General features: G+C 47.7%; 18 protein-coding genes and 1 tRNA gene. 17 read left to right on the forward strand and 2 right to left on the reverse strand.

Going from position 1 to position 15,747, the window contains the following annotated elements; genetic code table 11:
- Nucleotides 1-7 precede the first annotated feature (7 nt).
- The 16 genes from SMSP2_RS10225 to SMSP2_RS10295 all read left to right on the forward strand — a co-directional run bounded on the left by SMSP2_RS10225 (nt 8) and on the right by SMSP2_RS10295 (nt 11,809).
- Nucleotides 8-751: an AbiU2 domain-containing protein gene (locus tag SMSP2_RS10225; RefSeq protein WP_146683855.1), complete on the forward strand. Its 744-nt coding sequence runs from the start codon at nt 8-10 to the stop codon at nt 749-751.
- Between the two features lie 28 nt (nt 752-779).
- Complete coding sequence (locus SMSP2_RS14890) at nt 780-935, forward strand: hypothetical protein (protein WP_186804677.1); 156 nt, start codon at nt 780-782, stop codon at nt 933-935.
- An 84-nt stretch (nt 936-1,019) separates the two neighbouring features.
- Nucleotides 1,020-1,469, forward strand: a complete 450-nt coding sequence (locus tag SMSP2_RS10230) for a YkgJ family cysteine cluster protein (protein WP_146683856.1) — start codon at nt 1,020-1,022, stop codon at nt 1,467-1,469.
- Between the two features lie 27 nt (nt 1,470-1,496).
- Nucleotides 1,497-1,955, forward strand: a complete 459-nt coding sequence (locus SMSP2_RS10235; RefSeq protein ID WP_146683857.1) for a hypothetical protein — start codon at nt 1,497-1,499, stop codon at nt 1,953-1,955.
- A 190-nt stretch (nt 1,956-2,145) separates the two neighbouring features.
- The gene (locus tag SMSP2_RS10240; RefSeq protein WP_146683858.1) at nt 2,146-2,811 is read left to right on the forward strand and encodes a rhomboid family intramembrane serine protease; all 666 of its coding nucleotides are present in this window, start codon (nt 2,146-2,148) and stop codon (nt 2,809-2,811) included.
- Nucleotides 2,812-2,813: 2 nt separating this feature from the next.
- The gene (locus tag SMSP2_RS10245; protein WP_186804678.1) at nt 2,814-3,617 is read left to right on the forward strand and encodes a radical SAM protein; all 804 of its coding nucleotides are present in this window, start codon (nt 2,814-2,816) and stop codon (nt 3,615-3,617) included.
- A 2-nt stretch (nt 3,618-3,619) separates the two neighbouring features.
- On the forward strand, nt 3,620-3,799 hold the full coding sequence (locus SMSP2_RS10250; protein WP_146683860.1) for a hypothetical protein: 180 nt from the start codon (nt 3,620-3,622) through the stop codon (nt 3,797-3,799).
- Nucleotides 3,800-3,814: 15 nt separating this feature from the next.
- Nucleotides 3,815-5,395: an AAA family ATPase gene (locus SMSP2_RS10255; protein WP_186804679.1), complete on the forward strand. Its 1,581-nt coding sequence runs from the start codon at nt 3,815-3,817 to the stop codon at nt 5,393-5,395.
- A gap of 26 nt (nt 5,396-5,421) precedes the next feature.
- A complete protein-coding gene (locus SMSP2_RS10260) occupies nt 5,422-5,886 on the forward strand; it encodes a DUF1257 domain-containing protein (protein ID WP_146683862.1) in 465 nt (154 codons plus the stop codon).
- Nucleotides 5,886-6,095 (forward strand): DUF2997 domain-containing protein, encoded by a 210-nt coding sequence (locus SMSP2_RS10265; protein ID WP_146683863.1) that lies wholly within the window; start codon nt 5,886-5,888, stop codon nt 6,093-6,095. Before SMSP2_RS10260 ends, SMSP2_RS10265 begins: the two co-directional genes overlap by 1 nt.
- Nucleotides 6,096-6,104: 9 nt before the next feature.
- On the forward strand, nt 6,105-7,130 hold the full coding sequence (locus SMSP2_RS10270) for a hypothetical protein (protein WP_146683864.1): 1,026 nt from the start codon (nt 6,105-6,107) through the stop codon (nt 7,128-7,130).
- Nucleotides 7,127-7,909, forward strand: a complete 783-nt coding sequence (locus SMSP2_RS10275; RefSeq protein ID WP_146683865.1) for a tetratricopeptide repeat protein — start codon at nt 7,127-7,129, stop codon at nt 7,907-7,909. The genes SMSP2_RS10270 and SMSP2_RS10275 overlap by 4 nt, the downstream gene beginning before the upstream one ends.
- Before the next feature lie 2 nt (nt 7,910-7,911).
- Nucleotides 7,912-8,991 (forward strand): type IV pilus twitching motility protein PilT, encoded by a 1,080-nt coding sequence (locus tag SMSP2_RS10280; RefSeq protein WP_222566325.1) that lies wholly within the window; start codon nt 7,912-7,914, stop codon nt 8,989-8,991.
- A gap of 182 nt (nt 8,992-9,173) precedes the next feature.
- Nucleotides 9,174-10,889 carry a hypothetical protein gene (locus tag SMSP2_RS10285; protein WP_146683866.1) on the forward strand — a complete coding sequence of 572 codons (1,716 nt, stop codon included), beginning with the start codon at nt 9,174-9,176 and terminating at the stop codon, nt 10,887-10,889.
- Nucleotides 10,890-11,136: 247 nt separating this feature from the next.
- Nucleotides 11,137-11,222 (forward strand) — tRNA-Leu (locus SMSP2_RS10290).
- 293 nt (nt 11,223-11,515) lie between these two features.
- Nucleotides 11,516-11,809: an ATP-binding protein gene (locus tag SMSP2_RS10295; RefSeq protein ID WP_146683867.1), complete on the forward strand. Its 294-nt coding sequence runs from the start codon at nt 11,516-11,518 to the stop codon at nt 11,807-11,809.
- Between the two features lie 233 nt (nt 11,810-12,042).
- Here SMSP2_RS10295 and istB read toward each other — a convergent pair whose 3' ends face one another.
- Nucleotides 12,043-12,810 (reverse strand): IS21-like element helper ATPase IstB, encoded by a 768-nt coding sequence (istB, locus tag SMSP2_RS10300; protein WP_146683605.1) that lies wholly within the window; start codon nt 12,808-12,810, stop codon nt 12,043-12,045.
- Between the two features lie 34 nt (nt 12,811-12,844).
- Nucleotides 12,845-14,326, reverse strand: coding sequence for an IS21 family transposase (gene istA / locus SMSP2_RS10305; RefSeq protein ID WP_186804653.1), 1,482 nt, complete (start codon nt 14,324-14,326; stop codon nt 12,845-12,847).
- Nucleotides 14,327-14,466: 140 nt separating this feature from the next.
- Here istA and SMSP2_RS10310 point away from each other — a divergent pair, with 140 nt between their 5' ends.
- A complete protein-coding gene (locus tag SMSP2_RS10310) occupies nt 14,467-15,663 on the forward strand; it encodes an ATP-binding protein (RefSeq protein WP_146683868.1) in 1,197 nt (398 codons plus the stop codon).
- Nucleotides 15,664-15,747 lie beyond the last annotated feature (84 nt).

A 15,747-nucleotide genomic window follows, 5' to 3' on the forward strand; every position in this document is an offset into this window, starting at 1 on the left:
TTTATTTATGAATATTTATGACAAGACAGCTGAGGATGTTATCAAACCTGATTTTTTTGAAGAGTACGAGAGGCTTCATAAAGACATATGGGGGCGACTGATTCAGATAAATACCAGTATCACTATATTAGAGACTATTAGTAATTATCCATTAAAACATATTTCTTCGCCACAGAATAATATTTTTTGGAGTATGGTTCACTGGAATTTTATCTATTCGGTAATTGTACTTCTTCATGGGTTGATTAGCGATCAAGGCGGTTCTAAACTTACACTTCAAAGAATGAAGAACAAAGTCGATCTGTGGATCAAAGATGATATGAGAAGTGACTTCAGGGAACATGTAAAGAAGGCTAAATTTGACAGTGAAATAAGAATCCTTCGAAAAAAGGCCGCTAATATGCGAAACAAGATTATTGCCCACAGGGCTATTGTAAATGATAAAGATCGAGTTGAAGGTATGAGAGTTTCAGACGTTCGTAAATTATTCGAAGCTGCCGAGCGGCTTTTTCAGGCGTGCTGTTTTGGAACGGAGTATGTTACTACTTTTTATCTTGATTCTACATGCGGTGGTAAGCCGGTTAAGCGAGATATAGACGAATTACTTGAAATGTTAGTCAAGAATTCTTACTGGTTCAATATGCCTGAAAAAAGAGGGGAGTTCTGGGAAATGGACAAGAAGTATATGAACAAAGAAGAACTAAAAGATTTGATTAAATGGCGGAAAAAGCTGGGTGTAGATAATATTTAGAATATGAGAAAATATAAGGAGCTTAATTATGGAGACTTCAGATACTATTAGAATATTGAAAGCCCTGGCAGATGGGGTTGACACTATGACGGGTGAAATCTTACTGCACGCTGAAGCGTGTACTCTTACCGGCTGGAAGGGGCGGCCTGCGTGGGATTACGAATGTATTGCCTGGTATTATTGAGCATCTGGAGGCGTTGTTTTTTGTATTGCCATATGTTTTTATTTACTGTATATTAGATTTTTACTATTTGAAATAAGGCAGAAAATGTTTTTTAAAAACGACAACGAAACTCCCTGGTACGCGGCGGGCCTGCATTTTGAGTGTCTCGCCTGCGGCAACTGCTGCTCCGGCCCGGAAGAGGGCTACATCTGGCTCGTTGAGGAAGAGTCGAAGATGATCGCTGAGAAGCTGAGCATGAGCGTCCAGGAATTTAAATCAACATATACAAAACGCATAACAGGCAAAAACCGCAGTATTGTAGAGGATCCGGCGACGAACGACTGCGTATTTCTCGCCGACATCGGCAAAATTCGGGGCTGCCGGATATACGACTGCCGGCCGAATCAGTGCCGCACATGGCCCTTCTGGGATATAAACCTGATCAGCCCGGATGCCTGGAATATCGCCGCACAGAGGTGTCCCGGCATAAACAGAGGCAGGCTATATACTTATGAGGAAATAGAAAAACGTCGAACCCAGCAGAAATGGTGGTAGCCGCGAAGAGATAACGGCGGAGAGAGCATGGACATAAAACGCATAGAACGCGATGTTGAAAGGGTGTACCAGTGGATAGACATGGTGCTGCGGGACAGGATTACGCCCCTGGAGGTGTGCGACTGCTGCGGCAGCTGCTGCGATTTTGACAAATACGGCCACAGGCTCTTTGTTACCACGCCGGAGATGATATACTTCCTGAGCAAAATAAAAGCCGGCCAGCGAAAGCAGATGGTAAACGGTGTCTGCCCGTATCTGGTTTTCGGCGAGTGCTCGATCCATGAATACCGTTTTGCCGGCTGCCGGATATTTCTGTGCAGGGCCGACGAGGAGGTTCAGTCGCAGCTAAGCGAGTTTTCCCTCAAGAAATTCAAGAATATGTGCAATCTCTACTCGCTGCCCTACCGCTACCAGGATCTCTCCGCGACCTTAGCCGACATAGCCGACCCTGATTCCTGGCTGCACAGACTTGTCGAAAACAGATAAATGTCAGTTGCTGATTGACTTGTATCCGAACATAAAATATATTAAAAGAGTATAAGAGATGTCTGTAAAAGGCCCTTTTTCATATAATGACAATTTTTAGCCCCGGTTGAACTGCTTGACCGGACGTGTGCTTGTTTGTTAAGTTCTTTGTTGAGTTTTGTTTAGCTCAATAAAGAGGAGAGGACATATTATGCCGGAGTATCAGAATCAGCAGATGCATTTTCAAATGCCTTCTGCCGGAAGACTGTTCACACCTGTTATTACTTGGATATTGGGTGCAATGCTGGTGCTTTTTGTGCTTTGCCTTATAAACGCTGAATTAGTTACAGGCTTTTTGGGTTTGTCGGGCGGCAATATAGCTTCGGGCAAAATCTGGACGCTTTTCACGTATGTTTTCGTCAATTCTGATCCACTGTCAATGGTATTTAACGGGCTTGCGGTTCTGTTTTTAGGTTCTATGATAGAACGGCAGTGGGACAGATTCAACTTTATCATGCTCTGGCTTGCTGTTTCGGTCGTTTGCGGCGTGATTTTCCTCTTATTCTTCTGGGATTCGGCAGCGATTGGGCCGTCTCCATGTATTTTCGGCTTTATTGGTGCTATGGGCCTGCTGATGCGGGGCAGGGTAATCAATTTTTTTATGTGCAGGATGCGTATCAGAACGCTGATATGGATAGCTATAATCGCCGCACTCATTATGTCGATTCGACAGCCTGCCAACCTCGTATGGATCGCCGGGGCGGCTGTAGCGTACGTCTATATAAAATTATGCTGGAAAATCCGCAGTGCCGGTTCAGGCAGTGCCGTCAAACCGGAAACAGGCCATCGAAGCGGCGATTTTATAGATTTGGACTGAAAATGCAGAATAACGCGGCAGAAAAACTTTTAGAAAATTGTCGGATATGCCCGCGAAGGTGCGGCGTTGACCGGCTTTCGGGCCAAACGGGTTATTGCGGGCTGGATGGCAGGGCATATTTTTACCGTGAACTTCTCAATCCGTTTGAGGAGAAGATTCTCTCTCCTTCGCACCAGCTCTATGCCGCCGGTTGTAACATGAGGTGCTGTTATTGCAGTGTGGGCGAGTGGAACGTAGAACCCATCTCGGCGGGGATGTTGAGTGAGCGGGAGATTATAAAAAGCATAGATATCCGCCGGCGGCAGGGGGCATTAAACCTCAACCTGCTTGGCGGTGAACCGGCGGTGAGTATTGCCGGCATAATTGAGCTTCTGGGGAAAATCAAAACCATGCCCAAAATCGTCTGGAACTCAAACATGTATTATCTGCCCGTCATTTGGCCGCTGCTCGAGGGGTTTGTAGATATCTATCTGGCGGATTTCAAGTGCTATGCTCCCGAATGCTGCGAAAACATACTTGATGCGGGCGATTACTGCGATTATGCCGAATCAAACATCCTTCGCGCCGCCGAGACGGCTGATGTTATAATCCGCCATGTGGTTCTGCCGGGGCATTTTGACTGCTGCACAAGGCCGATACTTGACTGGGTTCGGCGGCGGCTGGCGAAGGTGAAACTGAGCTTGTGGTACAGTTACATACCGCCGAGTGGAAGTATAAACTGCCCGGGCGGTTATCTCTCCCAGGACGAAAAGGAATGTATAACGGAATATTCTCAAAAACTCGAATTGAATTATACTCTGATGTAAAAGTGAACAAAAAAAATACAAATCACAAACCGGCTGATATGCCGATAAAAAGAATGCCCGGAGACCTTGAGCTGCGGATACTCGCCGACGGCAGAATCGTATTCATAGCCCCCGACCAGGGTATGCTCGATGTGGCAGAAAAACTCCGGGACGAGTTCAAGAATTCAACATCGCGGAACTGACAGGAACAAATGCAAATGGAAAAACAGACTTCAAATCAGAAATCACCGCCGCAAAGCGAATTAGAGGTGCTCATTCGTGCCAGATATCCACTGATCTATGTAGTCAGCTGGGAGGAGCAGCGCGTCCTTAAGGAGGTCTGGGATATCGCCGATCGCCTGAATAAAAAAGTGTACGAGTGGTCGATTACCATGGGGCTGGTCCCGGGCGGAACCTCGATTCAGTCGCAGAAACAGAAGGATTCGGCCTCGCAGGATCCGCTTGTTGCTCTTGATACGGTTGTTGAGCATGTTGAGCCGGCGCTGTATGTGTTCAAGGATTTCCACCCATTCCTCAAAGGCCAGAACATGTCGGTAGTGCGGCGGATGCGTGAGATCGCCATCTCACTGAAAAACACGTTCAAGACAATTATCATAATCAGCCCGACGTTTCAGCTTCCCGGGGACCTTGAAAAAGACCTGACGGTTATAGATTACAGTTTGCCGTGTGCGGCGGATCTTGCAAAACTGCTGGACAGGGTGATTGAGCAGGTAAAAGATAACCCCAAACTCAAAGTTAATATTTCAGGCGATGTCCGCGAACAGATTGTCCATTCACTTCTGGGGCTGACTCTGGCAGAGGCGGAAAACGTGCTTGCCAAAACTCTCGTGCAGAACCGGGCTCTCAACGCAGAAAGTGTGGAGGTTATCAACAGCGAGAAAAAACAGATTATCCGCAAGAACGGAATGCTCGAATATTATGATTCCTGCGAAAACATGAATACTGTCGGCGGGCTTGATGAGCTCAAAACCTGGCTGGACAGGCGAAGCGAGGCCTTTACCGACAGGGCCAGGACGTTCGGCCTGCCCGCACCCAAGGGGGTTCTTCTTCTGGGAGTTCAGGGCTGCGGGAAAAGTCTGATGGCAAAAGCGATAAGCAGTGTCTGGAAACTGCCGCTGCTGCGTTTTGATGTTGGACGGGTATTCGGTTCTCTGGTAGGCTCGTCGGAGGAAAATGTGCGGCGGGCGATACGGGTTGCCGAGTCGGTTGCGCCGGCAATACTCTGGCTCGATGAGATCGACAAAGCGTTTCGCGGTTCACGCTCCAGCGGCGGCAGTACCGACGGCGGAACAAGCGCCAGAGTCTTCGGCACATTTCTGACATGGATGTCCGAGAAGACCTCGCCGGTTTTTGTTGTCTCGACTGCCAACGATATAACGTCCCTGCCACCGGAGCTGCTGAGAAAGGGAAGGTTTGATGAGATTTTCTTCGTGGATCTGCCGCTGACCGAAGAGCGTGAGGATATATTCAGAGTTCATCTGAAAAAACGCAAATTCGATCCCGATATTTTTGACATAAAACGGCTTGCCGCGGCAACAGTCGGTTACAGCGGCGCGGAAATCGAAGAGGCTGTAGTCAGCGCAATGTTCGATGTTTTCTACGAGAATCGTAATTTATCCACAGATGATATACTAAACGCGGTCAGCCGTACTGTGCCACTTTCTAAAACAATGAGCGAAGATATGAACACGCTTCGCGAATGGGCCCAGGGCAGGGCTCGTCCGGCCGCGGGCAGGCTATTTACTGAGCAGAAGCAGCAGCGGCAGATTGAAATATAACAATATATAAATAACAGGAGCAAAACATGAGCACAGTAGTAATTCTGGCACCGGTGATAGTCGGCAGCTGGCCTGTAATAGCCGCCGCGGCCGCTGCTGCCGCCTCAAGCCTGGGCATGTCTGTCGCCCAGGAGATACAGGAGTCAAAAGAACAGATGGCCGATGAAAACAATTCAGTCGAAATTGAGCTTGAGCAGGCCCAGTTTGCCCAGAACCTCTCAGCAGGCAGCGAGATGCTGCTGGAGAAAGACGGAATGAAAATTATCATCAAACGGGATAATCGCGGCCGCTGCTCGGTATGTGCCGAAGGCAAAGGCTTTTCCAAGGCCGAGCTCAAACACGCGGCAGAGGAGTTTACGCAAAAGTTTACCCAGTGCTACGCTTATCACCGGACTGTTACCGAGCTTAAAAACAAGAATTTTCAGATGCTTGATGAGCAGGTTGAGCAGGATGGAAGCATAAAACTGCATGTAAGGAGGTGGGTTGACTGATGCCGCAGCACGATATAGAAATCACAATCTCCAAAACCGGAGAGGTAAGGGTGCACATCAAGGGCGCCAAAGGCAAGGCCTGCATGGATTATGCCAAATGGCTGAGCAACGTCATCGGAAACGTCAAGGACCAGAAGCTCACCAGCGAGTACTACGAGCCCGATGAGACAAATCGCATCAAGCTTGAGCAGGAACTCAGAGAGGAGTAGCAGGCGTTTATGAAGTGCCCCGGGTGCGGATTTGAGAATATGCCAGGCTACAGCAAGTGTTTTCGCTGCGGGGCGATTCTGTCCGGCGATCAGGAAAGAATAGATGTCAATCCGCCGCGAATGCCCCGCTGGAAGAGGCCCGTCCGTGCGTTTCGCCGATATCTTCGCAAAAAGGTTCCCGGCGGCTCCATCGAAATACAAAACCGGCTGCCGGCGTGGCTCGATCCGTCAGTAGCTGATACGGGCTGGTTTTTCCTGTCTGTAATCCCGGGTTTAGGTCATTTTATTTTCGGCCGCCTTCGTCAGGTCTGGTTATTTCTTTGTGCCTGGGTTGCTGCCGTAATACTGGCACTTGTGTTTTTCGGCGGCTCACTCGGCACGTTCTTCGCGGTTTCGGCAGCGGGTATCCACGCATACATTGCTGTAAGCCTGACCGCTGTTTACAGGTTTCGCGGCATCAGAGAGAGGCTTGTACTGAATTTAGTCGTTACATTTTTGTATCTGGGCTTATATGTTCTGATTCTCCGCGGGGGTCTGGGTATCCGTTCCATGAGAGCTGCTGACAATTATCCCGGCCAGAACATTGAAACAGGAGATGTTCTGATTGTAACGCGTGTTTTCGACGTTGACGAACATATCCGCCGCGGCTCAATAGTCCGCTGCCGGCTGTATCATCCGCAGCGTTACAGCAATTCTGTTGTCGGGCTTGGTCAGGTTACCGCACTGCCCGGCGAAACAGTCAGCATATCAAGAAAAGGTTTCATAGTAAACGGTGTTAGTCTTTCTGCTGAGGCTTTTCCCGTTCCTGGTTATATTCATACTGACACGCAGATCGAAATTACTCTTCAGGACGGAGTTTATTTCGTAAACGCTCCTTACAATTTAAATTACGTTGGCCGAAGGTTTGTCCAGAATTATATACACCGTATGTGCTGCATCAGTGGGGAAAATATCTTAGGCAAAGCAAGAGTTGTCTGGATACCTTTTGAGAAAACGGCTATAATAAACGATATAGATATACAGGGTATTCAATGACGCGATTTAATAATCTTGAATTTGACAGCAACGAGCTCAGCGGAGAATCCCTGAGCAAAAAAGATAGCGGCGGCGAAGCAAGCCGCGGCGCGGGCTTCTTCTACGAAAAGGCACGGCGCAGCTACCTCGCGGGTGCTTTTGAGAACGCACTACGGGAGTATTCACGTTCACTGGATACCAATCCCGCATTTCTACAGTCATGGCTTGGTCAGATACGTATGCTCATCGAGCTTGGCGAGTATCCCGAGGCGATAGTCTGGGCAGACAAGGCGCTGGAGTCATTTCCCGATAATTCTAACATCTACGCTCTCAAGGCGCTTGCGTATTTGCGGGACGGCAATTGTACAGAGGCGTCGGCTTTTTCCGACCTTTCCGTGTCAAAAGCCGATCCTTCCTGGCTGGTCTGGCTTGTCAGGGCGGAGGTGCTGAGAAAAAAGAGGACGCTATGTCTGAGCTGTGTTGATAAGGCCCTTGCCGGCGTCAGCGATAAAAACAGGCCTTTGATTATATTTGAAGCGGGCAGGTGTCTCTTTGTCAGCGGGTACTGTGCTGAGGCGATAAAATATTTCAGAACCGCTGCCGAATTCGTTTCCGATTCGGCCCTGATTTGGTATGAGCTTGCGCGTTGTCAGAAGCAGTTGGGTTTTGACCAGGCCCGCGATTCTATTCATCATGCGCTCGAGATAAGGCCGGACTGGAAACGTGCCCAAAAACTTGAGGAAGCAATTTCAGGCAGCAGTTTTCTAAAACGAATTTCACGCAGGATATTCAGGAGATAAATGTGCAGATAGCCAAAGAGGTAAGACAAATACTTGCATTGGCCCGAAAGGTCAACGCATCGGATATACACATCATAGCCGGTATGTCGCCGCTTTTGAGGATTAACGGCGAGATTGTGCTTGCAGATGTGCCGCCGCTGTCAAGGGATGATACCCGCCGCATGTCTTACAGCCTGCTTAACCCGCAGCAGATAGCGGTCTTTGAAAGGGACTGGCAGATATGCTGCAGTGTGTTTGATGATAAATTCGGCCGTTTCCGGGTCTCTATATACTACCAGGCAAACAATCCGGAGATGGCGCTGCGGCCGGTTACGGACAGAGTGGCGACGCGTAATGAACTGCGGCTTCCGGATACTGTTGAAGACCTGACGCGGCTGACAAACGGGCTGATACTGATTACCGGCCCGACCGGTTCCGGCAAGACCACTACCATGAACTATATGATTGACCTGATAAACAGCGAACGCCGCTGCAAAATCATTACAATCGAAGACCCCGTTGAATATGTGCACACGCGCAAAAAAGCGGCTATCGTCCAGCAGGAGCTTTATACTGATGTTAAATCCTTCGCCTCGGCTCTTGTTCATGTGCTTCGCCAGGACCCGGACGTTATCTGTATCGGTGAGATGCGTGACCCTGATACAACCGCTACGGCACTTACAGCAGCCGAGACAGGGCATCTGGTGATCGCCACCTGTCATACGGCCAATGCCTTTCAGACCGTTGAGCGTATCGCGTCAATCTTCCCCGATACCCAGCAGCCGCAGATTATCACTCAGCTTGCAAACTCGCTCAAGGCGGTTATCGCTCAGCGGCTTGTGTCCAAGGTTGACAAAAAGGGCCGTGTTCTGGCTACCGAGCTTCTAATAGTCGAGCCGGCTTCGAAGCGGCATATCAGGGAAAAGGAATTTCATCAGCTTGTCTCGGTTATCCAGACCGGCAGGCGTATGGGTATGCACACAATGGATGATTCACTCTACGAGCTTTATCAGATGGGCGAGATTAGCCTGGAAGCGGCACTTAACCACGCAATATACCCAAAATCGCTGCAGGAGCGTATTCACGGAGATAACGGGGACTAAGCAGATAAAAATGTCCTTTTGGGTTCGTTAATCCTTGATTATGAGCATAATAGCCGTTTGAAAGGTCTTTAAACGCACGAAATGGCGGATTTTTCACTTGTAAAATTTCTGTTCTGATTTATTCTGTTAAGTATGTTAAATTTAATGTTTTAAAGTTTTTATTATTATAACAGGAGTCTGATATGGCTAAGAATGTTAAAGCACTCAAACTGCCCTCGATCGATAAGGGCACACCCAAAGCGCCGGTGATCGGTGTTTACGCCACCGGCGATCCCCGTATTGACCAGGAAAGCCTCACACGCGCACAGAATATAGTAGAAATAGTCTCCGGCGAACTTGCCGGCCAGATTGTAACTCCTGACGGTAATGCCGTTGACATCGTTTATACTGATGTTCTGGTGGACAGCGAATCGACCGCCGATCTTGTTGCCCAGCAGTTCCGCGATGCAGGCGTAAATATACTGATTTGCCTGCCGGATACATGGGCTTTTCCCCAGCTTACGACAATATCTCTGCTCCAGCAGTTCCCCCAGGATACCCCGCTCAATATTACCTGCGGCAACAGCGGGCCCAAGCCCGGCGTTGTTTATGCCCAGGCACTCCACGGAGCCATCAGCCAGTACGGCAGGATGGTAGCTCTCAATGTCGGAAGCTGGCCGGATACAGGTTTGAAACCAAAACCCACCAAGGCTACAATTGACAGCCTGATCGACTGGTGCTATGCCGCGGTAACACGTGTTGCCCTCAAGGGCCGTCGCGTTATGATCTTCGGCCATGATTCTATGGGAATGGAAACTGCTCTGGCGCATATACTTCCGACACGTAACACCTTCGGCTTGGAAATAACCCGCCTGGACATGAAACTTCTGGCGGATATGCTCTCAAAGAATGCGTATGACAAAAAAGAACTCGCTGCACTGAGGGCGTGGATCGACAAAAGTGTTGGCAAACGCCTGGAGCTCAAGACAGAGACCGAGAGCAAGCGGTTTGACCAGTCACTGGCGATGTATCTTATAGTCCGTGATCTGATGGCAGAGCTCAACGCTGTGGGCGGCGGTTTCATGAGCCAGCTTGAGTGGGGAAGTGACTCCCGCGGCGTGCCGCTTCCGGTTGCGGATCTTATGGAATCGCTTTTCAACAGCACCTTTGATCATAACGGGGCCAAACCCGCCCAGCCCTTCGGCACAGAAGCAGACTGCCAGGGACTGCTGACAATGCTGTTTATGACATGGCTCTCCGGCGGCAATCCGCCGCTGTTTATGGACTTCCGCAAGGTTTGGGAAGGTGCGGAAATAAAGGCGCTTGCTAAAAAACTCAAGATCGCTCTTCCAAAATCAGCCCCATGGCTCAAGAAAGGCGTTGTTGACGGCAATAATTCCGGCTCGGCTTCGCTTAACTGGGCGGTCAAACCCGGTTCTAAGCCTGAAGCGGCTATGAAAAAGATTGCAATGCCTATTGCGGATGATGCTTACTTCCCGGGAGGCGGGAATTCCGTTACTTTTGTCTCACCTGCGGGGATCGAAGGTATTGCAGGCCGACTGACATATTGCAGCCTGAACAACAAATTCAGCCTGATTTGGGACGAGGCGGTTACTACCAGTCTGCCGGCGAAGCTCGAGAAGGCGATGTGCAACCTGACTAACTGGAACTGGCCGCACACGTTCCTCATCCCGAAATACGCAAGTATGATGGAATACAAGCAATACGCGCCGGCTAACCACCTGCACATGACCTGGGGCCTGCCAATTGCACGTCTCCAGCACTGGATGGACATGACCGGCGTTCTTAACTGCACGCCATGGGCGGCTCGCCCCTCGTTCATTGAGGGCGTTGACAGACCCCAGCCGCTGGTTCATCTCTTAGCGGGCGGCGAGACGGCGTATAAATCGCTTATATAAAAGCGGTAAACACGCATTTAATGTAATACAACCAGCAAACGCAGGTGCGGCATAAAACCGGCCTGCGTTTTTTTACTTACCCCGTTGACAACTTTGACCTTCGAAAGCGGCGTTTACGAAGTATGCCTCCCGCCAGTATCGGAAGCCTGTTAAATGCGGCACGGGTAAAATTTTTGAAAAATATCAAAAAACTGCTCATAATCCGCTTGATAATCAATCTGTTTAGGGTAAAATGCTTCGCTCAAATGCCCAGGTGGCGGAATTGGCAGACGCGCTAGGTTGAGGGCCTAGTGAGGGTTAAACCTCGTGCTGGTTCGACTCCAGTCCTGGGCATTTTTTATGCCCATTTTTGACCCCGCCAGGGCAGTTTTTGCCGATTTGCACCTCTCTAATGTCCAATTTGTGTATAGTTTAATGTGAAAAAAATGTGAAAATTGGTGCTGAGTAGGGATTCTTGCAGTTTGGTATTATCTTTCTAAAGATGAAATTGATTGAAAATTTTATATAGTTTTGGATAAGCTCTTGTTTTTGCTTAACTTAAGTGTATAATTAGGGTAATAATTGATGATTTTGCAGGGTATTGCAGGATTATTAGCAAGATTAACGAAGAGTAAGGGCATAATACAATGACAGCTCGCAATACTGAATATCTTAGAAGTTTGGTTAACGAACTAAGGAAACTCCCTACAGAATGTGAGTGGGTTGAGTTTAAGCACAATAATTCAAAAAAAGAGGATATTGGAAGCTATCTTTCTGCTCTTTCTAATTCAGCCGCATTGCAAGGCAAATCTTCGGCTTATGTAGTCTGGGGAATTGACAACAAAACTCATGATATTGTCGGTACAACATTTTTACCGCATCAAGTAAAGATTGGTAATGAGGAACTTGAAAATTGGCTTTTGTGTCAATCGGCGCTTTAAATTAGGTCACTATGAGCGCGTTCAAAATGGGTCAGTTAAACCAGTTGTTATTTACTATTTTTAGTTTCATTTGTCAAGTTGGATTTGGATAAAACGATTATTTTCGACGTTATTGGGCAGATACGCCAGGCCTGTTTCGCCCGGACCGGCGGCCGGGTGAGAATGGGCCACCCAAAAAGCTCGTCGGAACCTGGCCGCCGCAAGCCGGGCGGGACAGGCCGGTTAAGACTGAGTCAGCCTTCATGGCCGGCTCTTTTCTCACAGGCACCATGCTCGGCACGGTCCTTGAGACGGTAGCTGCGGCCTGTGATGTTGATGATCTCAGCATGATGCAAAAACCTGTCCAGGATTGCGGTTGCCGATGGTACATCACCAATGAGCTTGCCCCAGTCTTCCAGCGGCCTGTTGGAGGTCATCATCGTGGATTTGTTTTCATATCGCCGCATAATGATCTCCAGCAGATACTCGCCGCAGCGTTTTGGCAGATGCTTGATGCCCATGTCATCGATTATCAGCAGCTCCGGCTTGAGATATCTGTTCATTACCTTATCCTGACAGGCAAAGGCATCTTCGTGCAGAAAATCCCTGGCAACATCAAATATCGAGCGGTACCGCACAGCCATGCCTGCCTTGACTGCCTGATAGCCTATCGCCTGACACAAATGACTCTTGCCCACACCCGGAGGGCCAAGCAGCAGAACATCAACGCCCTCACTGATAAAGCGGCATGTGGCCATATCAAATATCCGGCTTCTTTTAATCGAAGTATTGAACTGCCAGTCAAACTCCTCCAGTGTCTTGAGTTCTCTAAACCCGGCAGCCTTAATACCCCTTTGGATCTGGCGATGCTTTCTGACCAGCATCTCATCCTGCAGGATCAGTTCTAAAAACTCAGCATGAGTGAGGCTGTTGCCGGCTGCCTCCTGCAATCGAACTTCAAGTGTCTCAAGCATACCTGACAACCTTAGTGATTTTAATGTGTTATGCAGTGAATTGTTCATAATAATCTGCTCCTGAATAAGTTATGATTATTGTTCAGCCCAGAACCTCTCTTACGAATTCTCCGTAACTGGAGATATCTCTGATAATAGGGTGCTCATCTATAAATTCCATCTGGAGCTGCCTGTCACCGCCGTGTTTAATAATACTCCTGATGGTCTTCAATCGAAAAGCATTGTGGCTTAACGCTATTTTACATGCATTATCGATTTTGTTACCTTTATAGGTATTGGTCATATTCAGCAAGCCCAGAAGTACGCGGATACCAGGTATTCCTCTGGCCTCAAGCATCTGCAGGGCCCATCTCTCGGCATTGTCACCTATCAGACTGACTCGTTCAAGCATCCATACAACGCCGTTTTCTATCTTTGTTCTTTTCTCTGAATGAATATGTCCGTCCTGAGTCTGGAATCTGCCCGGCTCAACTTTAGCGTGAACAACAATCTGCTCCATGCTGCGGTTAAATACTCTTACCATATGGCCGTCCCATCTTGCCCATACCTTGCGGCCGGTATATTCCGGAGGCACCGAGTAATAGGTCCTCTCTACCTCTATATGGCCGTCCCTGTGAACGGACCGCTGAGCTTCTGTAAATGAAGGAAACCTTCCAACCGGAAGCCTCAATAAAGCAGGCTTTTCCTGTTCTGTGAACAATTTGCCTACCTGCTTGCGGGTAGTGCCGTGAATACGGGTATCGGCAATACGGCTCTCCCAGCTGAGAAGAAACTGATTCTGCTCTGAGAGGCTCTTAAAGCTGCGGCCCTTGAGGGCGTTATTTTTGACATATGCTACTGCTTTTTCAACCTTACCCTTGTGTCTTGGGGTATACGGCTTACAGGGTAAAATGGCGGTACCGTAATGACGGCAGAATGACACTATTTTTGGGTGTATCTCAGGATCATACCAGTCAGCTTTGTTTACAGCAGCTTTAAGATTATCTATTATCAGTGTTTGCGGAACACCGCCAAAGTGGTGAAAAGCGTTTTCCAGGCAATTTATAAAGTTATCGCCGGTCTGCCTGAAAACTGCCTCGCTGTAGGATTTACGGGAGAAGCTAAGCACTACCCGTATTACATGAGTTCTTTTTCGTCTGCCATCTTTCGTTATTACCGGTGCACCCGTACCAAAATCTATCTGAGCCTCTTCACCGGGCCTGCATTCAAGACGCCTGAACGGAACAGGCGAATTTTTACTGAGGCGGTTGACAAACCTGCGAACGCTGTGGTAGCTGACATCAGAGCCGTGGTCGTCACGAAGATCCTGCCATATACGCCGGCGGCTGAGCCCCATATCCAGCTTGTTCTTAATTATTTCACGGTAAGGCTCACAATTGCTTACCGGACCGGTTGAGCTTTGGGCCACCGACCCGGGAGGCGCGTTAGTGACCTGTTTTGAATTATCATTGTCTGATTTTGCATACTTACGCACCGTATCCAGGTGGATGCCAAGCTCTCTGGATATACGCCTGCAAGACCAGTTACGCTCTCTTAATGTCTGTATTACACTTCTTTTAGTCATTTTTAGATAGTTCGCCATAAAGACCTCCGTTATATTTTCGATAATATCGATAATATAACGACTCTAAGGCAAAAACTTCCTTTCAAAATGACCTATTTTGACCCGCTCATTACTGACCTGTTTTCAGCGCCGCTTAACATTTGCAACGCCTTGCTCCCAAGCTGCACTTTCAGTTCTATAAACTAAAGATTGAAGGCCAAGATATTGTCATTCTTGAAATTCCGTCTGCCAGTAAGCATCCTACATCATTTCAAAATGAAGAATGGGTAAGAGTCGGTTCTTACCGTAAGAAAATCAAAGACTATCCCGAAAAAGCGAGAGAGTTATGGCGTAATCTTGATAAAACCCCTTTTGAATCTTTGATTGTGTTAGAGAAAGTTGATGATGCCAGAGTTTTGGAGCTACTTGATTATACTGGTTATTTTGAACTATTGGAAATACCCGTTCCAGATGGAAATAAGGCTATCTTAGAAGCTCTTGTTACTGATGACGTTCTTACCGTGTGCGAAGCTGGGGGCTATAATATTACAAATCTGGGAGCAATTTTATTTGCAAAAGATTTAAATTCCTTTGGCAATGTTAAGCGGAAAGCTATTCGTGTTATCCAATACAAAGGTGAAAATAAACTTCATACTATCCGAGAACAGGTTGGAGGAAAAGGGTATGCTTCTGGCTTTGAAGGCTTAATAGAATACATCATGGCTTTATTACCAACAAATGAAGTTATAGAGTCAGGTTTACGTAAAGAAGTGCCTATGTATCCAGAATTGGCAGTTCGTGAATTGATAGCGAATGCACTTATACATCAAGACTTCTATGTAGCTGGTACTGGGCCAACGGTTGAGATTTATGATAGAAGAATTGAAATCACTAATCCGGGTGAACCGTTAGTTGAAACCAATCGGTTTCTTAATAGTCCTCCCAAGTCTCGTAATGAAAAACTGGCTTCCTTAATGCGAAGATTAGGGATTTGTGAAGAGCGTGGGAGCGGGATAGATAAAGTAGTATATGAAACAGAGTTGAACCAACTTCCAGCTCCTTTGTTTGAAGTACTAGATGGATTTACTCAGACTGTTTTATTTGCTCATAGAGACCTGAAAAATATCGATAAAACATCTCGGCAAAGGGCGTGTTATTTTCATGCTTGCCTAAAATATGAAGAACGAGACTATATGAGCAATTCTAGTTTGCGAGAACGATTTGGAATCGATGCTAAAAACAGTGCTATGGTGTCGAGAATAATTAAAGATTCATTAGAGGCAGGGCTGATTTGCTTGTTTGATGAATCTGTTGGAGCGAAAGCGAAACGATACATACCCGCGTGGGCAAGAAGTTAGTATTTGTTTGACTACTATCTAAAACATCCTGAGATTACCTGGTATTAGTGGCTCTTAAGTTATTTTAGGGGTTAGGTTTAGCGT

Source organism: Limihaloglobus sulfuriphilus (genome assembly GCF_001999965.1).
GTDB lineage: Bacteria > Planctomycetota > Phycisphaerae > Sedimentisphaerales > Sedimentisphaeraceae > Limihaloglobus > Limihaloglobus sulfuriphilus.

What these genes read in the sequence shown, in the direction of transcription:
- SMSP2_RS10265 (WP_146683863.1), top strand. Translation starts at nt 5,886, where the DNA reads ATGCCGCAGCACGATATAGAAATCACAATCTCCAAAACCGGAGAGGTA.
- SMSP2_RS10225 (WP_146683855.1), top strand. Translation starts at nt 8, where the DNA reads ATGAATATTTATGACAAGACAGCTGAGGATGTTATCAAACCTGATTTT.
- SMSP2_RS10235 (WP_146683857.1), top strand. Translation starts at nt 1,497, where the DNA reads ATGGACATAAAACGCATAGAACGCGATGTTGAAAGGGTGTACCAGTGG.
- SMSP2_RS10260 (WP_146683862.1), top strand. Translation starts at nt 5,422, where the DNA reads ATGAGCACAGTAGTAATTCTGGCACCGGTGATAGTCGGCAGCTGGCCT.
- SMSP2_RS10245 (WP_186804678.1), top strand. Translation starts at nt 2,814, where the DNA reads ATGCAGAATAACGCGGCAGAAAAACTTTTAGAAAATTGTCGGATATGC.
- SMSP2_RS10230 (WP_146683856.1), top strand. Translation starts at nt 1,020, where the DNA reads ATGTTTTTTAAAAACGACAACGAAACTCCCTGGTACGCGGCGGGCCTG.
- SMSP2_RS10240 (WP_146683858.1), top strand. Translation starts at nt 2,146, where the DNA reads ATGCCGGAGTATCAGAATCAGCAGATGCATTTTCAAATGCCTTCTGCC.
- SMSP2_RS10270 (WP_146683864.1), top strand. Translation starts at nt 6,105, where the DNA reads ATGAAGTGCCCCGGGTGCGGATTTGAGAATATGCCAGGCTACAGCAAG.
- SMSP2_RS10275 (WP_146683865.1), top strand. Translation starts at nt 7,127, where the DNA reads ATGACGCGATTTAATAATCTTGAATTTGACAGCAACGAGCTCAGCGGA.
- SMSP2_RS10285 (WP_146683866.1), top strand. Translation starts at nt 9,174, where the DNA reads ATGGCTAAGAATGTTAAAGCACTCAAACTGCCCTCGATCGATAAGGGC.
- SMSP2_RS14890 (WP_186804677.1), top strand. Translation starts at nt 780, where the DNA reads ATGGAGACTTCAGATACTATTAGAATATTGAAAGCCCTGGCAGATGGG.
- SMSP2_RS10295 (WP_146683867.1), top strand. Translation starts at nt 11,516, where the DNA reads ATGACAGCTCGCAATACTGAATATCTTAGAAGTTTGGTTAACGAACTA.
- istA (WP_186804653.1), bottom strand. Translation starts at nt 14,326, where the DNA reads ATGACTAAAAGAAGTGTAATACAGACATTAAGAGAGCGTAACTGGTCT.
- SMSP2_RS10255 (WP_186804679.1), top strand. Translation starts at nt 3,815, where the DNA reads ATGGAAAAACAGACTTCAAATCAGAAATCACCGCCGCAAAGCGAATTA.
- istB (WP_146683605.1), bottom strand. Translation starts at nt 12,810, where the DNA reads ATGAACAATTCACTGCATAACACATTAAAATCACTAAGGTTGTCAGGT.